The organism is Inhella proteolytica (assembly GCF_016093275.1).
Classification (GTDB): Bacteria; Pseudomonadota; Gammaproteobacteria; order Burkholderiales; family Burkholderiaceae_C; genus Inhella; species Inhella proteolytica.
This window is the reverse complement of sequence record NZ_JAEDAK010000014.1, coordinates 1-17,806: the sequence shown is the minus strand read 5'-3', so window position 1 is coordinate 17,806 and position 17,806 is coordinate 1. Positions and strand designations below refer to the sequence as shown.

19 protein-coding genes are annotated in these 17,806 nt (G+C 68.7%); 10 read left to right on the top strand and 9 right to left on the bottom strand.

What is annotated here, in order from left to right; translation table 11 throughout:
* Window positions 1-14 precede the first annotated feature (14 nt).
* Together I7X39_RS17430 and I7X39_RS17425 are read right to left on the bottom strand one after the other, a co-directional pair.
* Window positions 15-929, bottom strand: a complete 915-nt coding sequence (locus tag I7X39_RS17430) for an Lcl C-terminal domain-containing protein (protein WP_198112449.1) — start codon at window positions 927-929, stop codon at window positions 15-17.
* Window positions 930-1,912: 983 nt separating this feature from the next.
* The gene (locus tag I7X39_RS17425; protein ID WP_198112448.1) at window positions 1,913-2,782 is read right to left on the bottom strand and encodes a LysR family transcriptional regulator; all 870 of its coding nucleotides are present in this window, start codon (window positions 2,780-2,782) and stop codon (window positions 1,913-1,915) included.
* Between the two features lie 33 nt (window positions 2,783-2,815).
* Here I7X39_RS17425 and I7X39_RS17420 point away from each other — a divergent pair, with 33 nt between their 5' ends.
* The 3 genes from I7X39_RS17420 to I7X39_RS17410 all read left to right on the top strand — a co-directional run bounded on the left by I7X39_RS17420 (window position 2,816) and on the right by I7X39_RS17410 (window position 5,241).
* Entirely contained in the window at window positions 2,816-3,739 is a 924-nt protein-coding gene (locus I7X39_RS17420; protein WP_198112447.1) for a LysR family transcriptional regulator, read from the top strand.
* Between the two features lie 100 nt (window positions 3,740-3,839).
* Window positions 3,840-5,084, top strand: a complete 1,245-nt coding sequence (locus I7X39_RS17415; RefSeq protein ID WP_198112446.1) for an MFS transporter — start codon at window positions 3,840-3,842, stop codon at window positions 5,082-5,084.
* A 4-nt stretch (window positions 5,085-5,088) separates the two neighbouring features.
* Window positions 5,089-5,241, top strand: coding sequence for a hypothetical protein (locus tag I7X39_RS17410; RefSeq protein WP_198112445.1), 153 nt, complete (start codon window positions 5,089-5,091; stop codon window positions 5,239-5,241).
* A gap of 20 nt (window positions 5,242-5,261) precedes the next feature.
* On the opposite strand, the gene I7X39_RS17405 is transcribed toward I7X39_RS17410, so the two are convergent.
* The 3 genes from I7X39_RS17405 to I7X39_RS17395 are packed head-to-tail and all read right to left on the bottom strand — an operon-like array spanning window position 5,262 to window position 6,056.
* Complete coding sequence (locus I7X39_RS17405) at window positions 5,262-5,450, bottom strand: hypothetical protein (protein WP_198112444.1); 189 nt, start codon at window positions 5,448-5,450, stop codon at window positions 5,262-5,264.
* Window positions 5,447-5,809, bottom strand: coding sequence for a hypothetical protein (locus tag I7X39_RS17400; RefSeq protein WP_198112443.1), 363 nt, complete (start codon window positions 5,807-5,809; stop codon window positions 5,447-5,449). The genes I7X39_RS17405 and I7X39_RS17400 overlap by 4 nt, the downstream gene beginning before the upstream one ends.
* Window positions 5,810-5,825: 16 nt before the next feature.
* Window positions 5,826-6,056 carry a hypothetical protein gene (locus tag I7X39_RS17395; RefSeq protein ID WP_198112442.1) on the bottom strand — a complete coding sequence of 77 codons (231 nt, stop codon included), beginning with the start codon at window positions 6,054-6,056 and terminating at the stop codon, window positions 5,826-5,828.
* 453 nt (window positions 6,057-6,509) lie between these two features.
* On the opposite strand from I7X39_RS17395, the gene I7X39_RS17390 reads away from it, so the two are divergent.
* From I7X39_RS17390 to I7X39_RS17380, 3 genes are all read left to right on the top strand, one after another.
* Complete coding sequence (locus tag I7X39_RS17390) at window positions 6,510-6,755, top strand: hypothetical protein (RefSeq protein ID WP_198112441.1); 246 nt, start codon at window positions 6,510-6,512, stop codon at window positions 6,753-6,755.
* A gap of 90 nt (window positions 6,756-6,845) precedes the next feature.
* A complete protein-coding gene (locus I7X39_RS17385; RefSeq protein ID WP_198112440.1) occupies window positions 6,846-7,937 on the top strand; it encodes a sensor histidine kinase in 1,092 nt (363 codons plus the stop codon).
* Window positions 7,934-8,719, top strand: coding sequence for a LytR/AlgR family response regulator transcription factor (locus I7X39_RS17380; protein ID WP_198112439.1), 786 nt, complete (start codon window positions 7,934-7,936; stop codon window positions 8,717-8,719). Before I7X39_RS17385 ends, I7X39_RS17380 begins: the two co-directional genes overlap by 4 nt.
* A gap of 52 nt (window positions 8,720-8,771) precedes the next feature.
* Here the strand turns inward: I7X39_RS17380 and I7X39_RS17375 are convergent, their stop codons facing one another.
* The 4 genes from I7X39_RS17375 to kynB form a co-directional block, all read right to left on the bottom strand.
* On the bottom strand, window positions 8,772-10,583 hold the full coding sequence (locus I7X39_RS17375) for an aminopeptidase P family protein (protein WP_198112438.1): 1,812 nt from the start codon (window positions 10,581-10,583) through the stop codon (window positions 8,772-8,774).
* Window positions 10,584-10,630: 47 nt separating this feature from the next.
* The gene (gene kynA, locus I7X39_RS17370; RefSeq protein ID WP_198112437.1) at window positions 10,631-11,470 is read right to left on the bottom strand and encodes a tryptophan 2,3-dioxygenase; all 840 of its coding nucleotides are present in this window, start codon (window positions 11,468-11,470) and stop codon (window positions 10,631-10,633) included.
* Window positions 11,470-12,750, bottom strand: coding sequence for a kynureninase (kynU, locus tag I7X39_RS17365; protein WP_198112436.1), 1,281 nt, complete (start codon window positions 12,748-12,750; stop codon window positions 11,470-11,472). Before kynU ends, kynA begins: the two co-directional genes overlap by 1 nt.
* A gap of 74 nt (window positions 12,751-12,824) precedes the next feature.
* Window positions 12,825-13,472, bottom strand: a complete 648-nt coding sequence (gene kynB, locus I7X39_RS17360; RefSeq protein ID WP_198112435.1) for an arylformamidase — start codon at window positions 13,470-13,472, stop codon at window positions 12,825-12,827.
* A 283-nt stretch (window positions 13,473-13,755) separates the two neighbouring features.
* On the opposite strand from kynB, the gene I7X39_RS17355 reads away from it, so the two are divergent.
* The 4 genes from I7X39_RS17355 (at window position 13,756) to I7X39_RS17340 (ending at window position 17,546) form a co-directional block, all read left to right on the top strand.
* A complete protein-coding gene (locus I7X39_RS17355; protein WP_198112434.1) occupies window positions 13,756-14,556 on the top strand; it encodes a hypothetical protein in 801 nt (266 codons plus the stop codon).
* A complete protein-coding gene (locus I7X39_RS17350) occupies window positions 14,531-16,066 on the top strand; it encodes a hypothetical protein (RefSeq protein WP_198112433.1) in 1,536 nt (511 codons plus the stop codon). Before I7X39_RS17355 ends, I7X39_RS17350 begins: the two co-directional genes overlap by 26 nt.
* A gap of 86 nt (window positions 16,067-16,152) precedes the next feature.
* Window positions 16,153-16,620: a hypothetical protein gene (locus I7X39_RS17345; protein ID WP_198112432.1), complete on the top strand. Its 468-nt coding sequence runs from the start codon at window positions 16,153-16,155 to the stop codon at window positions 16,618-16,620.
* A gap of 446 nt (window positions 16,621-17,066) precedes the next feature.
* Window positions 17,067-17,546 carry a hypothetical protein gene (locus tag I7X39_RS17340; RefSeq protein ID WP_198112431.1) on the top strand — a complete coding sequence of 160 codons (480 nt, stop codon included), beginning with the start codon at window positions 17,067-17,069 and terminating at the stop codon, window positions 17,544-17,546.
* Window positions 17,547-17,806: the final 260 nt, after the last annotated feature.

The window sequence follows — 17,806 nt, the reverse complement described above, 5'->3', positions numbered from 1 at the left end:
AGGGGTGGGCGCTATCAGGCCACCAGGCTTTGCATGTTTCGCCGCGGCTTTTCCCTTCGAGCAATCAGTGCGATCACTCCAAGTGACGCCAGCAGCTCGGTTTGGGGTTCCGGCACTTCCGCGATGGGTTCACCGATGTCGCCATCGGCCACCGCAAGGGCATGCATCGGGCTTTGCTTGGTGAAAACCAGCTGGATGCCACCGACGGTATTGAAGTACCAGGCCACTTGCGGGTTGGACTGTGGCGTTAGGCCCATCCAATAGAAACCTTCCACAAGCTGGCTGAATCCGCCTGCGTTCTTCAGGCCGTAATCCGTGTTCGGGCGACCGCTGAGATCGAAGTAGCTCTTGTTGCCTAGATTGAAGTGAAACAGCCTCGCCATTTCGGAGCCGTTGGCCGCGCTGATGTCAACGTTGTGTCCGCAATCCGTGCCGCCCGTCACGCTCCAGTTGCAGCCATCGTTGCCGTGGTCGGTGGCGGTGGGGAGTCTCCAATCGTCGAAGCCGAAGACATCGAGGTTGGCCGCCCAGTCTTTCGCTTGCGACCAGTTCGATTGGCTGACGCCACCCTTCGCCCACCAGGTGATGTTCAGCTCACGATCGAAATAGCCGTCTAGCGTGCCGTCGCGATTGAAGTCGCGGGCTTCCAGCCCCTTCAGTAGGTGGCCGGGGCTGGCCGATGGATTGCCTGTGGCATCCACGGTCGCGGCTGCCGCGGCCGTGCAGGACGCCGCCGCAATCAGGGCGAAAAAGACCGAATGGTTCATAACAGCATCTGTTGTCTTGAAATTTGGGTTGGCAGCGGGCAAGAGCGCTGCTGCGCCACCCTGCACCTTCTGCCCGCAGTCCGATCGGCAGTGGCAGGCCATGCACTTAAGATGCGCAAAGTATGCATGTTTAAGGCCGAAGCGTCCACGGCTCGGCCACATGCTGGTTCGGAAAAGTTCAAGTGGTATTGGCAGTGGCCGGCTGCGCAACCTGAGCTGCGCAGGCCCCCTTCGGCCGAGCGTCGCCATGGCTTGAGCTGAACAGGCTCTTTTGCTCGGCGGTGAACGGCTCGGACTTGGCGGCGAACTTCAGCCGTTTGAGGATGGCGTTCTCGTGCGTGATCTTGTCGATGACGGCTTGCTTGCCTCCGCTATTCGGATGGCTTGTTGACCCTAGTCTTCAAGCCGAGGCGTAAGGGGCTTCCTGGGGCTGAAGCATTTCCGCAATGCACCTGAATTCGCCATGGCCCGCCCTATGAAGAGCTCAATGTGCGAGGCGGACAGATGCGGAGACGAAAAGTGCCTAAGTACTTGTTCTTAATGCACATTCCGACTGACTCGAAATCAGGCGTACGGTATCCCCGTACCGAGGGTTCGAATCCCTCCCTCTCCGCCAGATGCCTTGTTCATTCAAGGACTTAAAAGCCCGCCCCGTGCGGGCTTTTCGCTTCTGAGGCAATCGCTTCCGCAATTTCCGCGTCATCGCTTTTGCAACTCTGAATCGCCCCGCGATTCATCGACGCCGCGGGACTGACTTCAGCGCAGCTTGAGCGAATGCTCAGCTACCCGCGTGGCTTCTCGGGCGGTGCAGACAAGCTTGATGGCGCGCTCAGCGGCACCGACGCGAGGTCGAGCGATCGCAGGGCGCTGACAGCGGCTTCCCAACGCCCCTCAGCGCAGAGCCCGCAAAGGCCGGCTTCCTCGTAGGCGCGGAGCGCCGCGTCCACGAGCGCGGTTCGGATTTGTTCAGCTCGATCGTTCATGGACTCTGGCCCATCAAGGCCAACGATCGGACCACAAACATCTCGCTGCCGGAAGGAGGGTTCGCCGCCGGACGCGGCGGCACCCGCCGAGCCGCCACTTTCCATCGAGCAAGTGGTGGCGGGCTCCCACAGCGTGTGGACCGCCCACCGGAATGGTTCGCTCTACCCCCCGACAGGCCTTCGGGACGACAGCCAGCGGAACAAGTCCTTGGCCGCGGCCTTGAGCTGGCCGGCTTCGGAGAGGTCCATCACGTAGTCCCCCGCGGCGCGTACCGGCGTGCCGTGCTCACACAGCCGCCCCTGACGCAGCAGTCCGGCCGCCGCGGTGCGCGTCGTCAGGGCCATGCCGCCGCCAGCTGCCGCCACCTCGAGCATCGTCAAGGCGTCGTCAAACACCGCTTGCGCGCCCGCGGGCACCGGCTGGTGGGAAGGCGAACGCCCTCGCGTCACGTCCTCCAGTTGGGCCAGCCGGAGCTCACGCGGCGTGGCCGCGTGCGTGGCGGAGGCCACCCGGACCAGATGCTCTTCGCAGAGCCGGATGCGCTGGCTGCCGCGGGCAGGGGCGTCGCCGAAATGAATCAGCAGGTCCCACTGCGTCGGGGGCAGGGACTGCGATGTCGCCACGGTGCGGATGTCCACGCTCAGCTGGGGCCGTTCGCCCAGGTAGTCGCGCAGGCGCGGCAGCAGCCAGTCGATGCCGATCGCGGCCGCGGTGGCGATGCGGATCGTCTGGTGCTCCTGCTCGCGCAGCTGCTGCGTCGCCTGTGCGAACGCGATCAGCCCCGCCTGGATGGCATCGACATGTGCCCGCCCCGCGGCGGTCAGGGCGACGCGGCGCCCCGCGCGCTGCAGGAGCGGCTCGCCCGCCCGGCGTTCGAGGCTGGCGATGCGATGGCTGATGGCGGACGGCGTGACGTGCAGCGCCTCGGCCGCCTGCTGCACCGAACCGAGCCGCGCCACCGCTTCGAGCGCCGTCAGTTCGTGCAGCGGAAGGTCTGCACCGGTTTGTCGCGCTGACGCACTCTGCTTCACCCCGGCCCCGCCTTCCCTTCCAATCAGCCACCCATGATCAGCACATCAGGTTTCCAACCCGGCACGGAGCCCCTGGCGATGGGCTTGCCGGCGCCCATGCATTGCCTGCAAGCCTTCGAGGCCCTGGGGCGCAGCGGCAGTCTAGTCATGGCGGCGGGTGAACTGCGGCTCACGCCCTCGGCACTCTCGCAGTCGCTGGCGCTGCTGGAGGACCGACTGGGCATCCAGCTGGTGCGCAGCCTCACCCCGCAGCTGGAGTTGACTGCCGCCGGGGAGCGTTATCTCGGCGCCGTGCAGCGGTTCTTTGCGCAGGTGCGCGATGGGCTGTACGAGCACACGGCGCAGGCCCGTGCACGCTTGCACGTCACCGCGCCGCAGGCCCTGAGCCGGATGTGGCTGGGCCCTCGGCTGGCCGGCTTTCTGGCGCGGCATCCGCGCGTGGATCTGGTGCTGACGGCGACCGACCGCTACGCCTCTCTGGGTGCGGGGGGCGTGGACATCGCCCTGCGCATGGCCGGGCCGGAGGATGGCGAGCGAACGAGCATCCCCTTGTGGTGCGACGACATGGTGGCTGCCGCCTCGCCGCGGCTTGCGGAAGGGACGGAGGGCTGGTCCGCGGCGCGCATCGCCGCCCACCTGCCCCTGATCGACCATCCGGTGGCCAATTGGGCCCAGTGGCTGGCGGGCAGTGCCTCGGGCGGCAGCGCCGGGCGCGTGGTGATGCGCTGCAACGATCTGCACCTGGCCATCGAGGCCGCCGTGCAGTCCATCGGGGTGGCGATCGCGCCCAAGCTGTTGATCGCGGACCGCGTGCGCCGCGGCGAACTGGTGGTCCTCTCCACCCATGTGCTGCGGGCGCGCACCTACCGGGCCGTGATCGCCCAGGGGCAGGAGCAGCGCCCCCCGGTTCATGCCTTTCTGGCCTGGCTGCAGGAACAGCTGCCCGCCCAGAGCTGAGCGGCAGCGGGGCGGACCGCTGCATTGCTCAGGCCAGAAGGCAGGGGCCTTGCGGAACATGGTGGCCCTGGCCCGCAGGCCGTCCAAGGCACCTGAACCCATGCACGCCCCTTCCGCCCGATCCCCAAGTTCCCAACCCTGGGCCCTGCTGCTGTGCGCCGGGCTGGTGCTGGGCATGTCCATGGGTTCCCGCCATGTGCAGGGTCTCTTCATGCTGCCCCTGCTGGGCGAACGGGGCTGGGGGCGCGAAGCCTTCTCGTTCGCGCTGGGCCTGCAGGCCTTGGTGTGGGGGCTGCTGCAGCCGGTCGTCGGGTGGCTGGCTGACCGCTTCGGCACGCGGCGCGTGATCGTGCTGGGCTGCGGGCTGTATGCCCTGGGCTTGGCCATCGAGTCCTGGGCCCCGACGCCGGCGGGGCTCAGTTGGGGCGTGGGTGTGCTGATCGGCCTGGGGCTGACGGCAACGACCTTCTCGGTCGTCTACGGCGGGCTGGCGCGGCGGGTCGAACCCTCGCGCCGGGGTTGGGCGCAGGGCATTGCAGGCGGCATCGGTGGGCTCATCCAATTCGCCCTCGTGCCGCTGGTGCAGGCCGGTATCGGCAGCATGGGTTGGAGCCCCACCTTGCTCGGCATGGCCGCCTGCGCGGCACTGACGGCCGGTACCGCCTGGGTGCTGGATGACCGCCCCCAATTCGGCCCCGAAGCCGGCCACCAGGGCGGCCCTGCGGCCCCCGTGCCTGTGGGCCCGGTATTGCGTCGCGCCTTGGGTCACAGCGGCTTCTGGCTGCTCAACCTGGGCTTTCTGAGCTGCGGGTTCCAGCTGGCCTTTTTGGGCACCCACCTGCCGGCCTACCTGCGCGATGCCGGCATGAGCGCCGCCGATGGCGTGGCGGCGATCGCGCTGATTGCGCTGACCAATGCCTTCGGGGTCTATGCCTGCGGACGCCTGGGGGATCTCTACCGCCGCAAATACCTGCTGGCAGGCCTCTACGGGGTGCGTACGGCCGCGATGTTGGTCTTCTTCCTGCTTCCGCTGAGCGCCGTCAGCCTGTGGATCTTTGCCATCGTGATGGGCGCCACATGGCTGGGTACCGTGCCATTGACCACGGGCGTGCTGGCGGAGATCTTCGGCGTGCGCTACCTGGGCACCCTGTTCGGCTTGGTGTTCCTGGGGCATCAGGCCGGTGGCTTTGCGGGCGCCTGGCTGGGCGGCCTGCTGTTCGATGCCACCGGCTCCTACAGCGGGATGTGGCTCCTGTCGATCGGGCTCGGGCTCGCTTCCATTGCCCTGCATCTGCCCATTCGGGATCGCTCCATTGAGTCCGAGCTCGCGCTCCAGGCCGCCTGAGGCCATGAAGCGTCCACCCGGCCCGAGCCGCAGGGCGGCCTGGCGGATGGTGGCCTGGGCGCTGGCCCTGCTGATGCTGGGCGGCACCTGCCTGGCCTACACGCAGGCGGATCTGCAGCGGGTGTTGGCCAGTGGCTGGGCCTTGTGCGGCCTGTAGCGCCTTTGGGCAGCAAGCATTCAGAAGACCGAGTCGGCCCCTCGCGCCGCCTGCTGCGCCGCCCCGTGCCGATGGAAAGGCCACACCGCCGCCAGGATGAAGGCGAGCGCCAGCAGCGCCCAAGGCGCTTTGATCAAGACCAGCAGCAGCATCAGCCCGAAGACCGGCAGCGTGGCGCCCAGCACCACCGTGGCGAGCAGCGCCTTCACTTCGGCGTGCCCTCGGCCGCAGGCAGTTCGCTGCTTTCAAGCGGCGGGTCCACCCACTCCAAGCCGGGCAGCTCCATGACGTCCAAGCCCGGGATGGCCGGCTCGGTGGGTAATGAATCGACGGGTGCCTTCCCTTCCAGCAGCAGGCGCACCAGGGCGCGGCTCAGGGCGCGCGGTGAATCCGCCAGGGGGGCAAGGTCCTGAGCCTCCGGCTGCGCCTGCAGATCCAGAAGCCAGGCCCGCCCGCGCCGGTGCTGGCGGGCCCAGCGCAACGCAGCCTCGGTGGCTTCGGAGCGGCTCGTCACCGCCACCAAGCGGAGCAGCTTCGCCGAGAAGTCGGCCGGGGTACGGAAGCTCATCAAGGTCTCCTCGCGCTCAAGCCGCCACGCGCTCGCGCGCCGCATGGGCCTGGCAGCCTTGGGCGGGCTCCATCCACAGCACCTTCATGGGCAATTCCCGCAGGCACCACGCCTGCGCGCCGCTGCGCGAGTAGCCGCCGAAGAAGCGGCAGGTTCGGCAGGGGCCGCGCCTGCCGGCCCAGCTGGCGCCTCCGCCGCCATGCCCCGCGGGCGGGTTCAAAGCCAGGCCCAGATGCGGCGCAGCCATGGGGGCAGCTCCTTGCGGGCGGGACGGTAGTGCTGTCTGAACGCATTCATTCCTGGTTCTCCTTTCCGGCCTCGACGTGCGTTCCCTTGCGGTGGGGAACCCCGTCGATCCGCTCCATCAAGACTTCCGCAAACTCGCCAGTGCCCCCGCCGCTCGGTCAGCGCGTACGCCAGGTGCCTGGTGAGTGCTTGCGTGAAACTGTATGGGCATACAGTACTTTAAGTCGGCGCCTCAAGGCAATACCCGGTTCTCCTGGCGGGGCGGCTGCTTGAACCCAGAGTAGGCAGGCACTGGCTCATGGCGAGAGCCACTGGGGTTTCTGTGGGGGCGCCGCAGCCGGGTAGGCCCCTCGGCAAGCGGGTCTCCACGGGAGAACCCCATCCCCCATTTGTCGGATGTCCGCCCCGGGCGTGCGCGGGCAGCATCGGCTCCCTTTGCGGGGCTTGTTAGCGAATGTTGTCCAGGGAGCTCGATACCGGAGACCACCGGCTGTACGCGGTGGCCGTGCCGCGTGCGGGCGGCCAGTACGGGGCGGCGGTGGTGGTGATGCGGCGGCTGCGGGATCGGCGCCTTGTCGAGGTGTTCCGCGAACTGGACCTGGGCCAGGGTTATCGCTGGTCCACCCCTGATGAAGCCCTGCGCTTCGCGCTGCAGCAGGCGCTGGACTGGGTCATCTGCGGGAGCGCCCTGCGCGCTTGAAGCCCGGCGAGGGTCGTGCTTCGGCCCCTGCGGTTCGTCACTCATCGCAAGGGCCGCGCCAGGGCGTCTGGGCTTGGCTATGGTGTCGCCATGCCTCAGACCTTGCCCACGCATGCACAGACCCTGCGCGCCTTCTTCCGCGGGCTGAACCCGCAGCGCGTCACGTTCACGCTGGGCATTTCCTCCCTGCTGGCACTGGTGCTGAGCCCGGTGTTCGTCACGCCCACGCCGGTGCTGGTGGGCCGCTCGATGGTCATCGGCCTGCTGGCGCTGCTCACCTTCGTCGGCCTGGAATGCTGGCCGCGGCGCCTGCCGCGCTGGCTGGCGCGCTGGTTGCTGCAGCTGGTGGGCGTGGCGCTGGCCGTGCCGCTGGGCACCCTGGTGGTCTACATGGTGGCGGTGGGGGGCAACTTCGCGGCCTTCTGGCAGAGCGAGGCCCGGATGATGGGCTTTCTGTACACCGCCGCCTCCGGCCTGGTGCTGGGCCCGCTGGTGGCCATGGCGGCGCTCTACCGCCAGCGCGATGCCGAGGCGCGCAGCCAGGCCCTGGGCTTCGAGCTGGAGCGCTCCGAACTGGAGCGCCGCGCGCTGGACGCCCGCCTGCGCCTGCTGCATGCGCAGATCGAGCCGCACTTCCTCTTCAACACCCTGGCCAATGTGCGCGCCCTGGTGGATGCCGGCTCGCCCAAGGCCTCGGCCGTGCTGTCCAGCCTGATCGCCTACCTGCGCGCCGCCGTGCCGCGCCTGAACGATGAAGCCAGCAACCTGGGCCAAGAGATCCAGCTGGTGCGCGCCTACCTGGAACTGATGCACCTGCGCATGCCCGACCGCCTGGCCTACGCGCTCGACGTGGCGCCCGCCGCCGAGCGGCTGATCTGCCCGCCGATGACGGTGCTCACGCTGGTGGAGAACGCCATCCGCCATGGCATCGACCCGAGCGAGGAGGGCGGCCGCATCGACGTGACGGTGCAGCTGGAAGGCGAGGGCGCGGCGCAGCGCTGCCGCGTGCAGGTGCGCGACACCGGCGTCGGCCTGCGCCAGGGCGGCAGCCCGGGCCTCGGGCTGGCGAACCTGCGCGAACGCCTGCAGCTCAGCCTGGGGGCGCAGGCCCAGTTGCACCTCAGCGAAGTGCAGCCCCATGGCGTGTGCGCCGAACTCATCCTGCCCATTCAGAAGCCATGAACCCGATCACCGCCCTGATTGCCGACGACGAACCCCTGCTGCGCGAGGCCCTGCGCGGCATGCTGGCCAAGGCCTGGCCGGAGCTGCAGGTCGTGGCGGAGGCGCGCAACGGCCGCGAGGCCGTCGAGCTCTTCGAAGCCCACCGCCCGCGCATCTGTTTTCTGGACGTGCACATGCCCGGCGTGAACGGCGTCGAGGCCGCACGCGCCATTCGCGCGGCGGATCGCAGCGCCATCCTGGTCTTCGTCACCGCCTTTGATCAATACGCCGTCGCCGCCTTCGACCAGGGCGCGCTGGACTACGTCGTCAAGCCGGTGGAGCCGGCCCGCCTGGCCGAGACCGTGCAGCGCCTGCAGGAGCGCCTGCAGACCCCGGCCGCGGCCGAGCCTGCCCCGAACGCCGAAGCCTTGCTGGCGCAGATCGCCGCCCATCTGCAGCGCGGCGGTAGCCCGCAGCCCTATCTGCAGTGGATCAAGGCCTCGGTGGGCCAGATGCTGAAACTGATCCCGGTGGACGAGATCAGCTTCCTGCGCAGCGACGAGAAGTACACCCTGGTGGTCTGGACCGAGGGCGAGGCCCTGATCCGCACCCCGCTCAAGGAGCTGATCGACCAGCTCGACCCCGAGCAGTTCCAGCAGGTGCACCGCTCGGTGGTGGTGAATCTGCGCGCCATCGCCCATGTCACCCGCGGGCCGAACGAGACCGCCGACATCCACCTGAAGAACCGGCCCGAGGTGCTGCCCGTCAGCCGCAGCTACCTGCACTTGTTCAAGCAGATGTAAGACCCGCCAAAACAAAGGGCCCGCGCTGCGGGCCCTTCTGCTTTGAGGCGACTCAGATCGCTTCGGTACGGCGCAGCAGCCACCCACGCGCCGCGCCCTGCACGCGCGGCAGCAGCCGCTCGCGCACCGTGGCGTGGTAGCGGTTCAGCCAGTCGATCTCGTCGGCACGCAGCAGGCTGCGCTCGATCGGGCGGGTGTCGATGGGGCAGAGCGTCAGCGTCTCGAAGGCGAGCATGGGGCCGAAGGCGTTGTTCTCGGCCGTGGCGTGCTCGACGTTCAGCACCAGGTTCTCGATGCGCACGCCCCATTGGCCAGGTCGATACAGGCCGGGTTCGATCGAGGTGATCATGCCGGCCTCCATCGCCATCGTCGGCTCGGGGATGGCCTTGGAGATGTTCTGCGGGCCCTCGTGCACGCACAGGTAGTAGCCCACGCCGTGGCCGGTGCCGTGGCCGAAGTCCAGGCCGGCTTCCCACAGCGGCGCGCGGGCAATTGCGTCCAGCATCGGGCCCAGGGTGCCGCGCGGGAACACGGTGCGCGACAGCGCAATCGTGCCGCGCAGCACGCGGGTGTAGTCGGCCTTCTGCTGGGCGTTCACTTCGCCGAGCGCCCAGACGCGCGTGATGTCGGTGGTGCCGCCGCCGTACTGGCCGCCGGAGTCGATCAGCAGCAGGCCGTTCGTGCCCAGCGGGCTGAAGCTCTCGGGCGTGGCGCGGTAATGCGGCAGGGCGCCATTGGCCTGCCAGCCGGCGATGGTCGAGAAGCTCAGGCCCTTGAAGCCCGGCTGGCGCGCGCGCGCCGCGCTCAGGCGCTCGTCCACGGTCAGCTCGGTCCAGGCCTCGCCGGCGGCCAGCGCGGCCTCGAACTCGGCGTAGAACTCGCACATCGCCGCGCCGTCGCGCACCATGGCTTCGCGCACGCGCTCGGCTTCCAGCGCGGCCTTGCGGCTCTTGGCCAGGGTGCTGGGGTTGATGGCCTCGCGCACCTTCACGCCCGCGGGCAGGGCCTGGCGCAGGCCCCAGGTCACGCGCTTGGGGTCCAGCAGCACGGTGCTGCCAGCCGGCACGCGGGCCAACGCGTCCAGGGTCTGGTCGTAGGGGCGCAGTTGCACGCCGTCAGCGACCAGCGCTTGCTGCAGGGCGGCGTCGATCTTGCCGGGCGCCACGAAGAGCTCGGCCTTGTCCGCGCCCACCAGCAAGTGGCCCACGAACACCGGGTTGTAGGAGACATCCGCGCCGCGCAGGTTCAGCAGCCAGGCCAGATCGTCCAGGGTGGAAATCAAATGGTGGCTGCACTGCGCCTGCGCCATGGCGGTGCGCAGGTCGGCCAGCTTGTCGGCGCGGCGGCGGGCCACCAGCTCGGGGGCCAGCTCGTGCACCGGCTGCGGCGGCAGGCCGGGGCGCTCGGGCCAGATGCGTTCCAGCAGGTCCTGGCCGCCGTCCAGCACGATGCCGGCCGCGCCCAGCGCCGCCTGCAGCGCATGGGCAAAACCCAGGCCCAGCACCTGGGCGTCCACCGCCACGCGCTGGCCGCTCTTCAGATGGCCCACCAGCCAGTCGACCACATGGCCGGGCGCGGCCGTGGGCACGCGCACCAGCTCAATGCCCGAGCCCTTCAGCTCGGCCTCGGCCTGCACCCAGTAGCGGCTGTCGGCGAACAGCACCGCGCCGTCCAGCGTCACCACCAGCGTGGCCACCGAGCCCGTGAAGCCGCTTAAGAACTCGCGGCCCTGCCAGCGCGCGGGCAGGTACTCGCTCAGGTGCGGGTCGGCGGAAGGCACCAGCAGCGCGTGGCTGCCGGCGGCTTGCAGCGCCTCGCGAACGGAGGCCAGGCGTTGGGGAATGGGGTGAGCGCGGGTGTCCATGGGGCGGGCAGGGCGGTGGGAAGCAGAGCCCGCGATTGTCGGCCGCCTTACAACTCCGTGCGCAGTGCCCAAAGTTCAGGGAACAGCACCACGTCCAACATCTTGCGCAGATAGCCCACGCCCGAGGTGCCACCGGTGCCGCGCTTGAAGCCGATCACGCGCTCCACGGTGGTGACGTGGCGGAAGCGCCAGAGCCGGAAGGCGTCTTCCAGGTCCACGAACTCCTCGGCCATCTGGTACAGGTCCCAGTGCTGCGTGGGCTCGCGGTACACCTGCAGCCAGCCGGCCTTCACGGCATCGCTGGCGGCATAGGGCTGGGTCCAGTCGCGCTCCAGCACCTCGGGCGGCAGGGCAATGCCGCGGCGCGCCATCAGGCGCAGGGCTTCGTCGTAGAGCGAGGGCGATTCAAACGCCGCCTGCACCGCGGCCAGGCGCTGCGGGTGGTGGGCGTGCGGCTTCAGCATGGCCGCGTTCTTGTTGCCGAGCATGAACTCGATCTGCCGGTACTGGTGGCTCTGGAAGCCGCTGCTCGGGCCCAGGTAGGGCCGGATGGCGCTGTACTCGGTCGGCGTCATGGTGGAGAGCACGTCCCAGGCATGCACCAGCTGTTCAAAGATGCGGCTCACCCGCGCCAGCATCTTGAAGGCTTCGGGCAGGCGGTCTTCGGCCACGCAGCGGGTGGCGGCGTGCAGCTCGTGCAGGGCCAGCTTCATCCAGAGCTCGCTGGTCTGGTGCTGCACGATGAACAGCATCTCGTCGTGCGCGGGCGAAAGCGGCTTCTGCGCGTTCAGCACCAGGTCCAGGCCGAGGTAGTCGCCGTAGCTCATGTCCTTGGAAAAGTCGAGCTGGGCGCGCTCATCGCGCACGATGTCTTCGGGCTTGCTCATCAGGTCACCTTGTTCTTTTTCTGGAATTCAGGGGCACGCCAGGCCTCGCGGGCCAGCACGTCGGCCAGCTGGGTCACGGCGTCGTGCACGTCCACGAAGCGCGTGTACAGCGGCGTGAACCCGAAGCGCAGCAGATGCGGCTCGGCGTCCAAGCGGGCGGGGTCGCCGGCGCGGTAGTCGCCCACCACGCCGCGGGCAATCAGGGCCTGCATCACGGCGTAGGCGGCGTCTTCCAGCGGCGCATTCAGTGCCAGCGAAACCTGGCTGCCGCGGAAGGCATGCTCGCGCGGCGTCACGATGCGCGCCTGCGGCACGCGCGCCTCCACCTCGGCCATGAAGGCGTCCGTCAGCGCCAGCGATTTGCGCCGCAGCGCCGCCATGCCGCCCAGGGCCTGCGCCTGCTCGAACACCGCCAGCCCGCATTCCAAGGCGGCCAGGCTCAGCACCACCGGGGTGCCGCACTGGTACTGCTGGATGCCCACCGCCGGCCGGTAGTTGGGCGTGAAGGCGAAGGGGCTTTCATGCCCCAGCCAGCCCATCAGCGGCTGAAAGCTCTGGCCCAGGTGGCGCGGGTGCACCCACACGAAGGCCGGCGCGCCGGGGCCGCCGTTCAGGTACTTGTAGCCGCAGCCCACCGCGAAGTCGGCCGCCGCGCCCAGCAGGTCCACCGGCACGGCGCCGGCGCTGTGCGCCAGGTCCCAGACGGTGAGCGCGCCGGCCTGCTGGGCCCAGCGGGTCAGCAGGGCCATGTCGTGCATGCGGCCGGTGCGGTAGTGCACATGGGTGAGCATCAGCACCGCACAGTGCTCGTCCAGCAGGGCGGGGATCTCGTCGGGCGAATCCACCAGCACCAGCTCGCCGCCATGGGCGCGCACCACCGAGTCGGCGATGTACAGATCGGTGGGGAAGTTGCTGCGCTCGCTCACCACCTTCTTGCGCTGGCCCTGCTGCAGCGACAGCGCGGCGTGCAGCACCTTGTAGAGGTTGATGGAGGTCGAATCCGCCACCAGCACCTCGCCGCTGCGCGCACCGATCAGCGGGGCCAGGCGGTCGCCCAGGCGGCGCGGCGCGTCGATCCAGCCGGCCTTGTTCCAGCTCTCGATCAGGTCCGTGCCCCATTCCTGCTCGATGGCGCGGCGCACGCGCTCGGGCGTGGCCTTGGGCTGCGCGCCGAGGGAATTGCCGTCCAGATAAATCTTGCCCTCGGGCAGGGCGAACTGCTCGCGCAGCGGGGCCAGCGGGTCTTGCGCATCGCTGCGCAGTGCGTCGTCTCTTGTCATGCCGCGCGAAGGGCCGTTCCCGAGGGCGGCAGCGCCCCCTTGGGGGGTGGCGAACGTAGTGAGACTGGGGGTGGTCATGTCAGGCTCCGAAGGATGGCGCGCACGGGCGAGGCACAGGCCCCGACCCAGCGCAGCGGCAAGGCAATCAGCTCGTAGTCCCCTTCCGGGACTTCGTCGAGCACCAGGTTTTCCAGCACGCGCAGATCATGCGCGCGCAGTTGCTGGTGCGCATCCAGGGTCTTGCTGGAGGCCGGGTCCACCGAAGCCGTGTCGATGCCCACCAGCCGCACCCCGCGCTCGGCCAGCCAGGCCAGGGTTTCGGGCGCATAGGCCGTGAAGTCCTCGCGCCAGACCGTGTCGGCCTTTTGCGCCGTGCGCACCAGCACGCGCGGCGGCAGCTCGGCCGCCGCATGCGCCAGGTGCTGCGGCAGGATCAGCGGCCCGCAGTCGATGGCATGGATCACGCGGCAGCGGCCCAGGTAGGGGTCCAGGGCCACGGCGTCGATGGCGGCGCCTTCATCGGCGTAATGCAGCGGCGCGTCGGCATGCGCGCCCACATGCGGGCTGGTGCTCACCGCGCTCAGGTTCACCGGGCACTGCGGCCCGATGCGCGCCGTCCACTGCAGCTGGAAGGGCGCGTCGCCCGGAAAGATCGGCGCCGTGGGGCTCACCGGTGGGGAGAGGTCCCACAGGCGGCGGGAAGAGGGTGGGGGTTTCGACATGGGCGCGCACCTTAGCGAGGAGGGCGGGGGCGTGGTGTCGGTTATTTCATACAGGCGCGGCGGGAGCAAGCGTCTGACCTGGATGCGGGGGTCGGGGTTAGACCGCGCCGCGTGCCCGCAGGGTGGGCCGTATAAACCGGTCTGCTCCAAGACGCCCGCCAAGTGGCGCCACGGGGCCCGCCAGAGGGGAGGTGGCCTGGGTGAGGTTCCCGTTGAATCCACTCCCCTCAGCGTGATGGCCTGATTCAGGTCCTCTCCCCGCCACGAACACCCTCACACGCCCATGCAGCTCAGCACCGAGCAGATGCAGCAGATGAAGCGGAACCTGGTTCACAGCCAGGCCCGCCAGTGGACCGCCCGCGTGGACGCAGCCCTGTTGCCCGCGCAGCGCGGCGAGCCGCTGGCCCGCCTGGGCGCGCTGCAGCAGCTGGTGTCGGAAGGCCTGGCGCCGAACGAAACACTGGCCGCGCGCGACGTGCAGCAAGCCGCTCAGTGGCTGCAGATGGGCCTGGAGGCCGGCGCCCCCTGGCGCGACACCCGGGCCGCCGCGCTTCTGAACGCCGCCGCCGCGCTGGGCGCGCTGTGGTTCGTGGATGGACGCCTGTTGCCCGGAGCACGGCAGCTGCCGCTTCAGCCCACGCTGCCGGTCACCATGGCCCAGCTGCTGGCGCAGGAGCAGGGCTTGCGCTTCAAGCAGGCGGCGATGCGCGAACGCGAGCTGCGCGCCGGCCTGCACCTGGCGTGGCAGCGCGCCCTGGCGCAAGAGCTGGGCGACGCCGCGCTGCTGGAGCTGGCGCGCACCGCCTTCGCCCCCCATGCCGAGCCCCGAGACGACGCCCCCGAGCCCGAGTTCGAGGACGAGGCCTTGCCCCTCTCGCCCGACGCCCAGGCCTTCCTGAGCCACGAACAGCGGCTGGCGCAAATGGCGGGCCTGGAGGGCAGCCCCGTGGCCCGCCTGTGCCTGGCGGGTGATCTGCTGCTGGGCCTGGGCCGCTGCGTGCGCCTGGCCACCACGCTGCCGCCCGATTCACGTGAACCGCTTCTGAAGGAGGCCATCCATGCCGCCGCCGGTTTCCAGCGCTGATCAAAGCGCCAGCCTGTTTGCCGCCGACGAGGACAACCTCGACGCGCTGCTGGCCGAAGACGTGCTGAACGGCACTGCCGAGCCCTGCCCGCTGGTCAGCTCGATCGTCGCCGTGGGCTTTGCCGACCAGGCGACGCAAAACGCCCTGTTCGGCGCCACGCGCAAGCAATACGTGAACCTCACGCGCGCCGAGATTCGCCAGGCCGACAGCGAGATCACCTCCGACAACCAGATCGGCAACTCCCCGCCCATCTTTGTGCAGGTGACCCCCGCGCGCGCCACCACCGTGCGGGTGAAGCTCACGCGCACCCTCACGCGCGGCGGCTTTCCGGCCGGCAGCTCCACCCTTTCGGCGCGCGAGCGCGGCCTCGGGCACCTGCAGTACGCCCGCTCCGCCCGGGAATACAGCACCAACGAGAACGGCGAGCTGCTGATCGAACCCGGCCTGCCCATTTCGGCCCTGGGCGGTGGCGAATACCGCGTCGAGGCCGCTCTGCCCGGGCAGGGCTTCGTGCCCGGCTCCAACGCCGTGAAGGTGATGCGCCGCGTCTACCTGCGGCCGGTGGTGCGCTACGCCAGCGGCCGCGCCGCCGCGCTGGCCGCCATGAACGCCATCCGCAGCACGCTCACCCGGCTGGGCATCGAGGTCAAGGTGGTGCAGCGCTCCAGCGGCTCCGAGCTGGGCGTGGTGGAAGAGAACAACCTGGCCGAAGGGCTGGACGACATCGGCCGCCGCGCCCTGCGCTCCAGCACCGCCCATGTGCGCGAGCTTCGCCCGCATAGCGTGGCGGTGATCGTGGGCGAGTTCGTCAGCGACCCCATCGCCCTGGAAGCCTTCCGGGTGGACGTGCCCCGCGATGGCACGGGCAACTTCCCGGCCAGCGTCACCGTCACCCTGGCCAAGGCCGGCTCGCAGTACGTGTTTGTGCCGCTGAACGACGGCAGCGCCTTCGGCAGCTGCACGGTGCGGGGCGGCGGGCGCACCGAGCGGCCCGCCGCGGCCGCCGTGGGCGGCCGCAACGCCTTCAGCCAGCAACTCACTGTGGACCTGACCGGCGTGCGCGGCAACTTTGCGGCGGCGGTGGCCACGCTGCGGGTCACGCTGAACGTCAAGGCCATCCGCGGCTGGGCGGTGGGCTGGGCCTACAACGCGCACCCGGTCATCTACCTCAACATGCGCGACCCCAACACCGACGCCATCCTCACCGCGGCCGCCGCCGAGGCGTTGATGGTCCACGAGCTCGGCCACAAGCTGCACCTCACCGCCCCCGGTGTGGGCGGCCAGCCCGACCAGCAGGCCCACCACTACCCCAGCTTCAATGCGGCCAATGGCGTTTCCCACACCGGGCCGCACTGTTCCGTGGGCGTGGCCGCCGGCACCGACCTGTGGACCGACGCGGCCCACAACGCCGCCACCTGCACCATGTGGGGTTCGCTCAAGACCATCACCACCTTCTGCAACGAATGCAAGACCACCCTGCGCAAGGTCGATCTCAGCGGCGGCTTCTAACCGCTGGCCTCGCCATCGCCCTGGCGGCTGCACTGCTGCCGGTGGCTGCCGCAGGGCCCCAAGCGCCCCGTTCCAAGGAGAAACCCGTGTCCCCCTTCCTGACCCTGAACCCGCTGGACGAGGAGCGTTTCCCGGAGCTGGAGCGCGAGCCCGGTGTGTACGGGGTCGAAACCTGGCTGCTGCGCCCGGGCGCCGATGCGCGCGTGCCCGTGCCCCCGGCGTCGGCCGCCGCGCTCTTGGTCAGCTACACCCTGCTGCTGCGCAATGCACCCTTCGGCACCCGCTGGCAGATGGAAGCCGTGGGCCCGGGGCCCGACGGCAAGGAACGCCGCCTGGCCTGGGAACTGGCGCCGCCGCCGGTGAAGGGCGACAACGTGCAGACGATCACCCCCAACCCCAATCTGCGGCCCGACCCCGGCAGCGTGGACCGCGGCGTGTTCTGGGTGGATTTGGGGCCTTTGCTGAAGGCGCAGGCCTTGCGGCCGGGGGATCAGCTGAAGCTGCATTACGGCAATGCGAGCACCGCGCTGGCCTTGCCGGCGGCGCTGCGCTGACACGTCGCTCGCTGCACGCCGTTCATTGCCGCGCTAAAGGCGCGTCGCCCGGAAGGTCGGTCCGCTGGAGCTCACGGACGGGTTGGGTGGGCGGCGGGTGTGCTTCGGTCGGGGTTGGCCCGCGCGGCTTGCCTGCGGGGCGGGTCGTATAAACACGGCCTGCTCCAAGGTGCCCGGCAAGAGGTGCCCCGGAGCCCAGCCATGAGGGAGGTGGCCTTATGAGCACGCAGAGCTTTCAATCATGCGCGGGTGGCCGTAGGGCCAGTCAGCCACACCTCGCATGCGGAGCGGGCTTGACCCATGCGGGCGCGCTGTTCGGAAGTTGGCTCGGCGCGGTAACTGCGCAGCTGTCGCGATAGATATATGTATGGGCTTCTGTTGTGAGACCCATTCAACATATAGGCCTCACTCTGCCGCCCCTTAAAATTGGTAATTAGGGCTCGATAATGGACGCAATTGTGAAGTTCGGAAGCGACATTAGTTCTTGGTACTGGTGGTTGTCCGTAGTGTTTGTCGGGATCGCAATCAATCTGGCAAGCTCGTATGTCAAGCCGCCCATGGATAGATGGATTGAAAGGCGCTCTGACCGTCGAAGGGTCGCGCGAGAAGCTCGCGATAAGGTTTTTGGTGCCAAGGTTGCAAGAATTTCCGTCGATCCTACTTTGTTGATATTGGCGGGTCAGGAGGCGGCTCAATGCGAGATACGAAGCCAATTGACATTCATTCTTGTTGGTGTCAATCTCATTCTTTTGTTTATCGTCACGTCACTGCCGGAGCCTCGGAGTGGGGTGATTGTCTTCCTTATTTATAGCTTGGTCGTGATTTTGCCTGTTCAACTGATGATTCTTATGAAAGAGCTGAAGGATGAGGCGAACTTGGTTGAGCTCTATCGCGCCGCGCGCGAAAGATTCAATAATAGGAATTAATCTTCTATTGTGGCGGCTTGCGGCGGTTTTGCTGGTTGATCCTTTGAATAAAGGCGTTCGATCCAGTTGCCTTCCGCGCCTCGTGCCGAAACAGTCAAAAGGGAAGTTATGACAACGAGCGCTGAAGTTCGTTGGGGTCAGATACCGTCTTGAATTGCAAGCCCCGGCATCGCGATTTGAGGGTTGAACGGCTGGCCTGAGCGCAGCACGCCGTAAATCAGCATCGCCAGCTTGTGCATGCAAGCGCCGACGACGGCCTT

Coding starts and splice junctions, on each gene's coding strand:
- I7X39_RS17430 (WP_198112449.1), bottom strand. CDS start 929: ATGTGGCCGAGCCGTGGACGCTTCGGCCTTAAACATGCATACTTTGCG.
- I7X39_RS17420 (WP_198112447.1), top strand. CDS start 2,816: ATGATCAGCACATCAGGTTTCCAACCCGGCACGGAGCCCCTGGCGATG.
- I7X39_RS17415 (WP_198112446.1), top strand. CDS start 3,840: ATGCACGCCCCTTCCGCCCGATCCCCAAGTTCCCAACCCTGGGCCCTG.
- I7X39_RS17410 (WP_198112445.1), top strand. CDS start 5,089: ATGAAGCGTCCACCCGGCCCGAGCCGCAGGGCGGCCTGGCGGATGGTG.
- I7X39_RS17400 (WP_198112443.1), bottom strand. CDS start 5,809: ATGAGCTTCCGTACCCCGGCCGACTTCTCGGCGAAGCTGCTCCGCTTG.
- I7X39_RS17395 (WP_198112442.1), bottom strand. CDS start 6,056: ATGGCTGCGCCGCATCTGGGCCTGGCTTTGAACCCGCCCGCGGGGCAT.
- I7X39_RS17390 (WP_198112441.1), top strand. CDS start 6,510: ATGTTGTCCAGGGAGCTCGATACCGGAGACCACCGGCTGTACGCGGTG.
- I7X39_RS17385 (WP_198112440.1), top strand. CDS start 6,846: ATGCCTCAGACCTTGCCCACGCATGCACAGACCCTGCGCGCCTTCTTC.
- I7X39_RS17380 (WP_198112439.1), top strand. CDS start 7,934: ATGAACCCGATCACCGCCCTGATTGCCGACGACGAACCCCTGCTGCGC.
- I7X39_RS17375 (WP_198112438.1), bottom strand. CDS start 10,583: ATGGACACCCGCGCTCACCCCATTCCCCAACGCCTGGCCTCCGTTCGC.
- kynA (WP_198112437.1), bottom strand. CDS start 11,470: ATGAGCAAGCCCGAAGACATCGTGCGCGATGAGCGCGCCCAGCTCGAC.
- kynU (WP_198112436.1), bottom strand. CDS start 12,750: ATGACAAGAGACGACGCACTGCGCAGCGATGCGCAAGACCCGCTGGCC.
- kynB (WP_198112435.1), bottom strand. CDS start 13,472: ATGTCGAAACCCCCACCCTCTTCCCGCCGCCTGTGGGACCTCTCCCCA.
- I7X39_RS17355 (WP_198112434.1), top strand. CDS start 13,756: ATGCAGCTCAGCACCGAGCAGATGCAGCAGATGAAGCGGAACCTGGTT.
- I7X39_RS17350 (WP_198112433.1), top strand. CDS start 14,531: ATGCCGCCGCCGGTTTCCAGCGCTGATCAAAGCGCCAGCCTGTTTGCC.
- I7X39_RS17340 (WP_198112431.1), top strand. CDS start 17,067: ATGGACGCAATTGTGAAGTTCGGAAGCGACATTAGTTCTTGGTACTGG.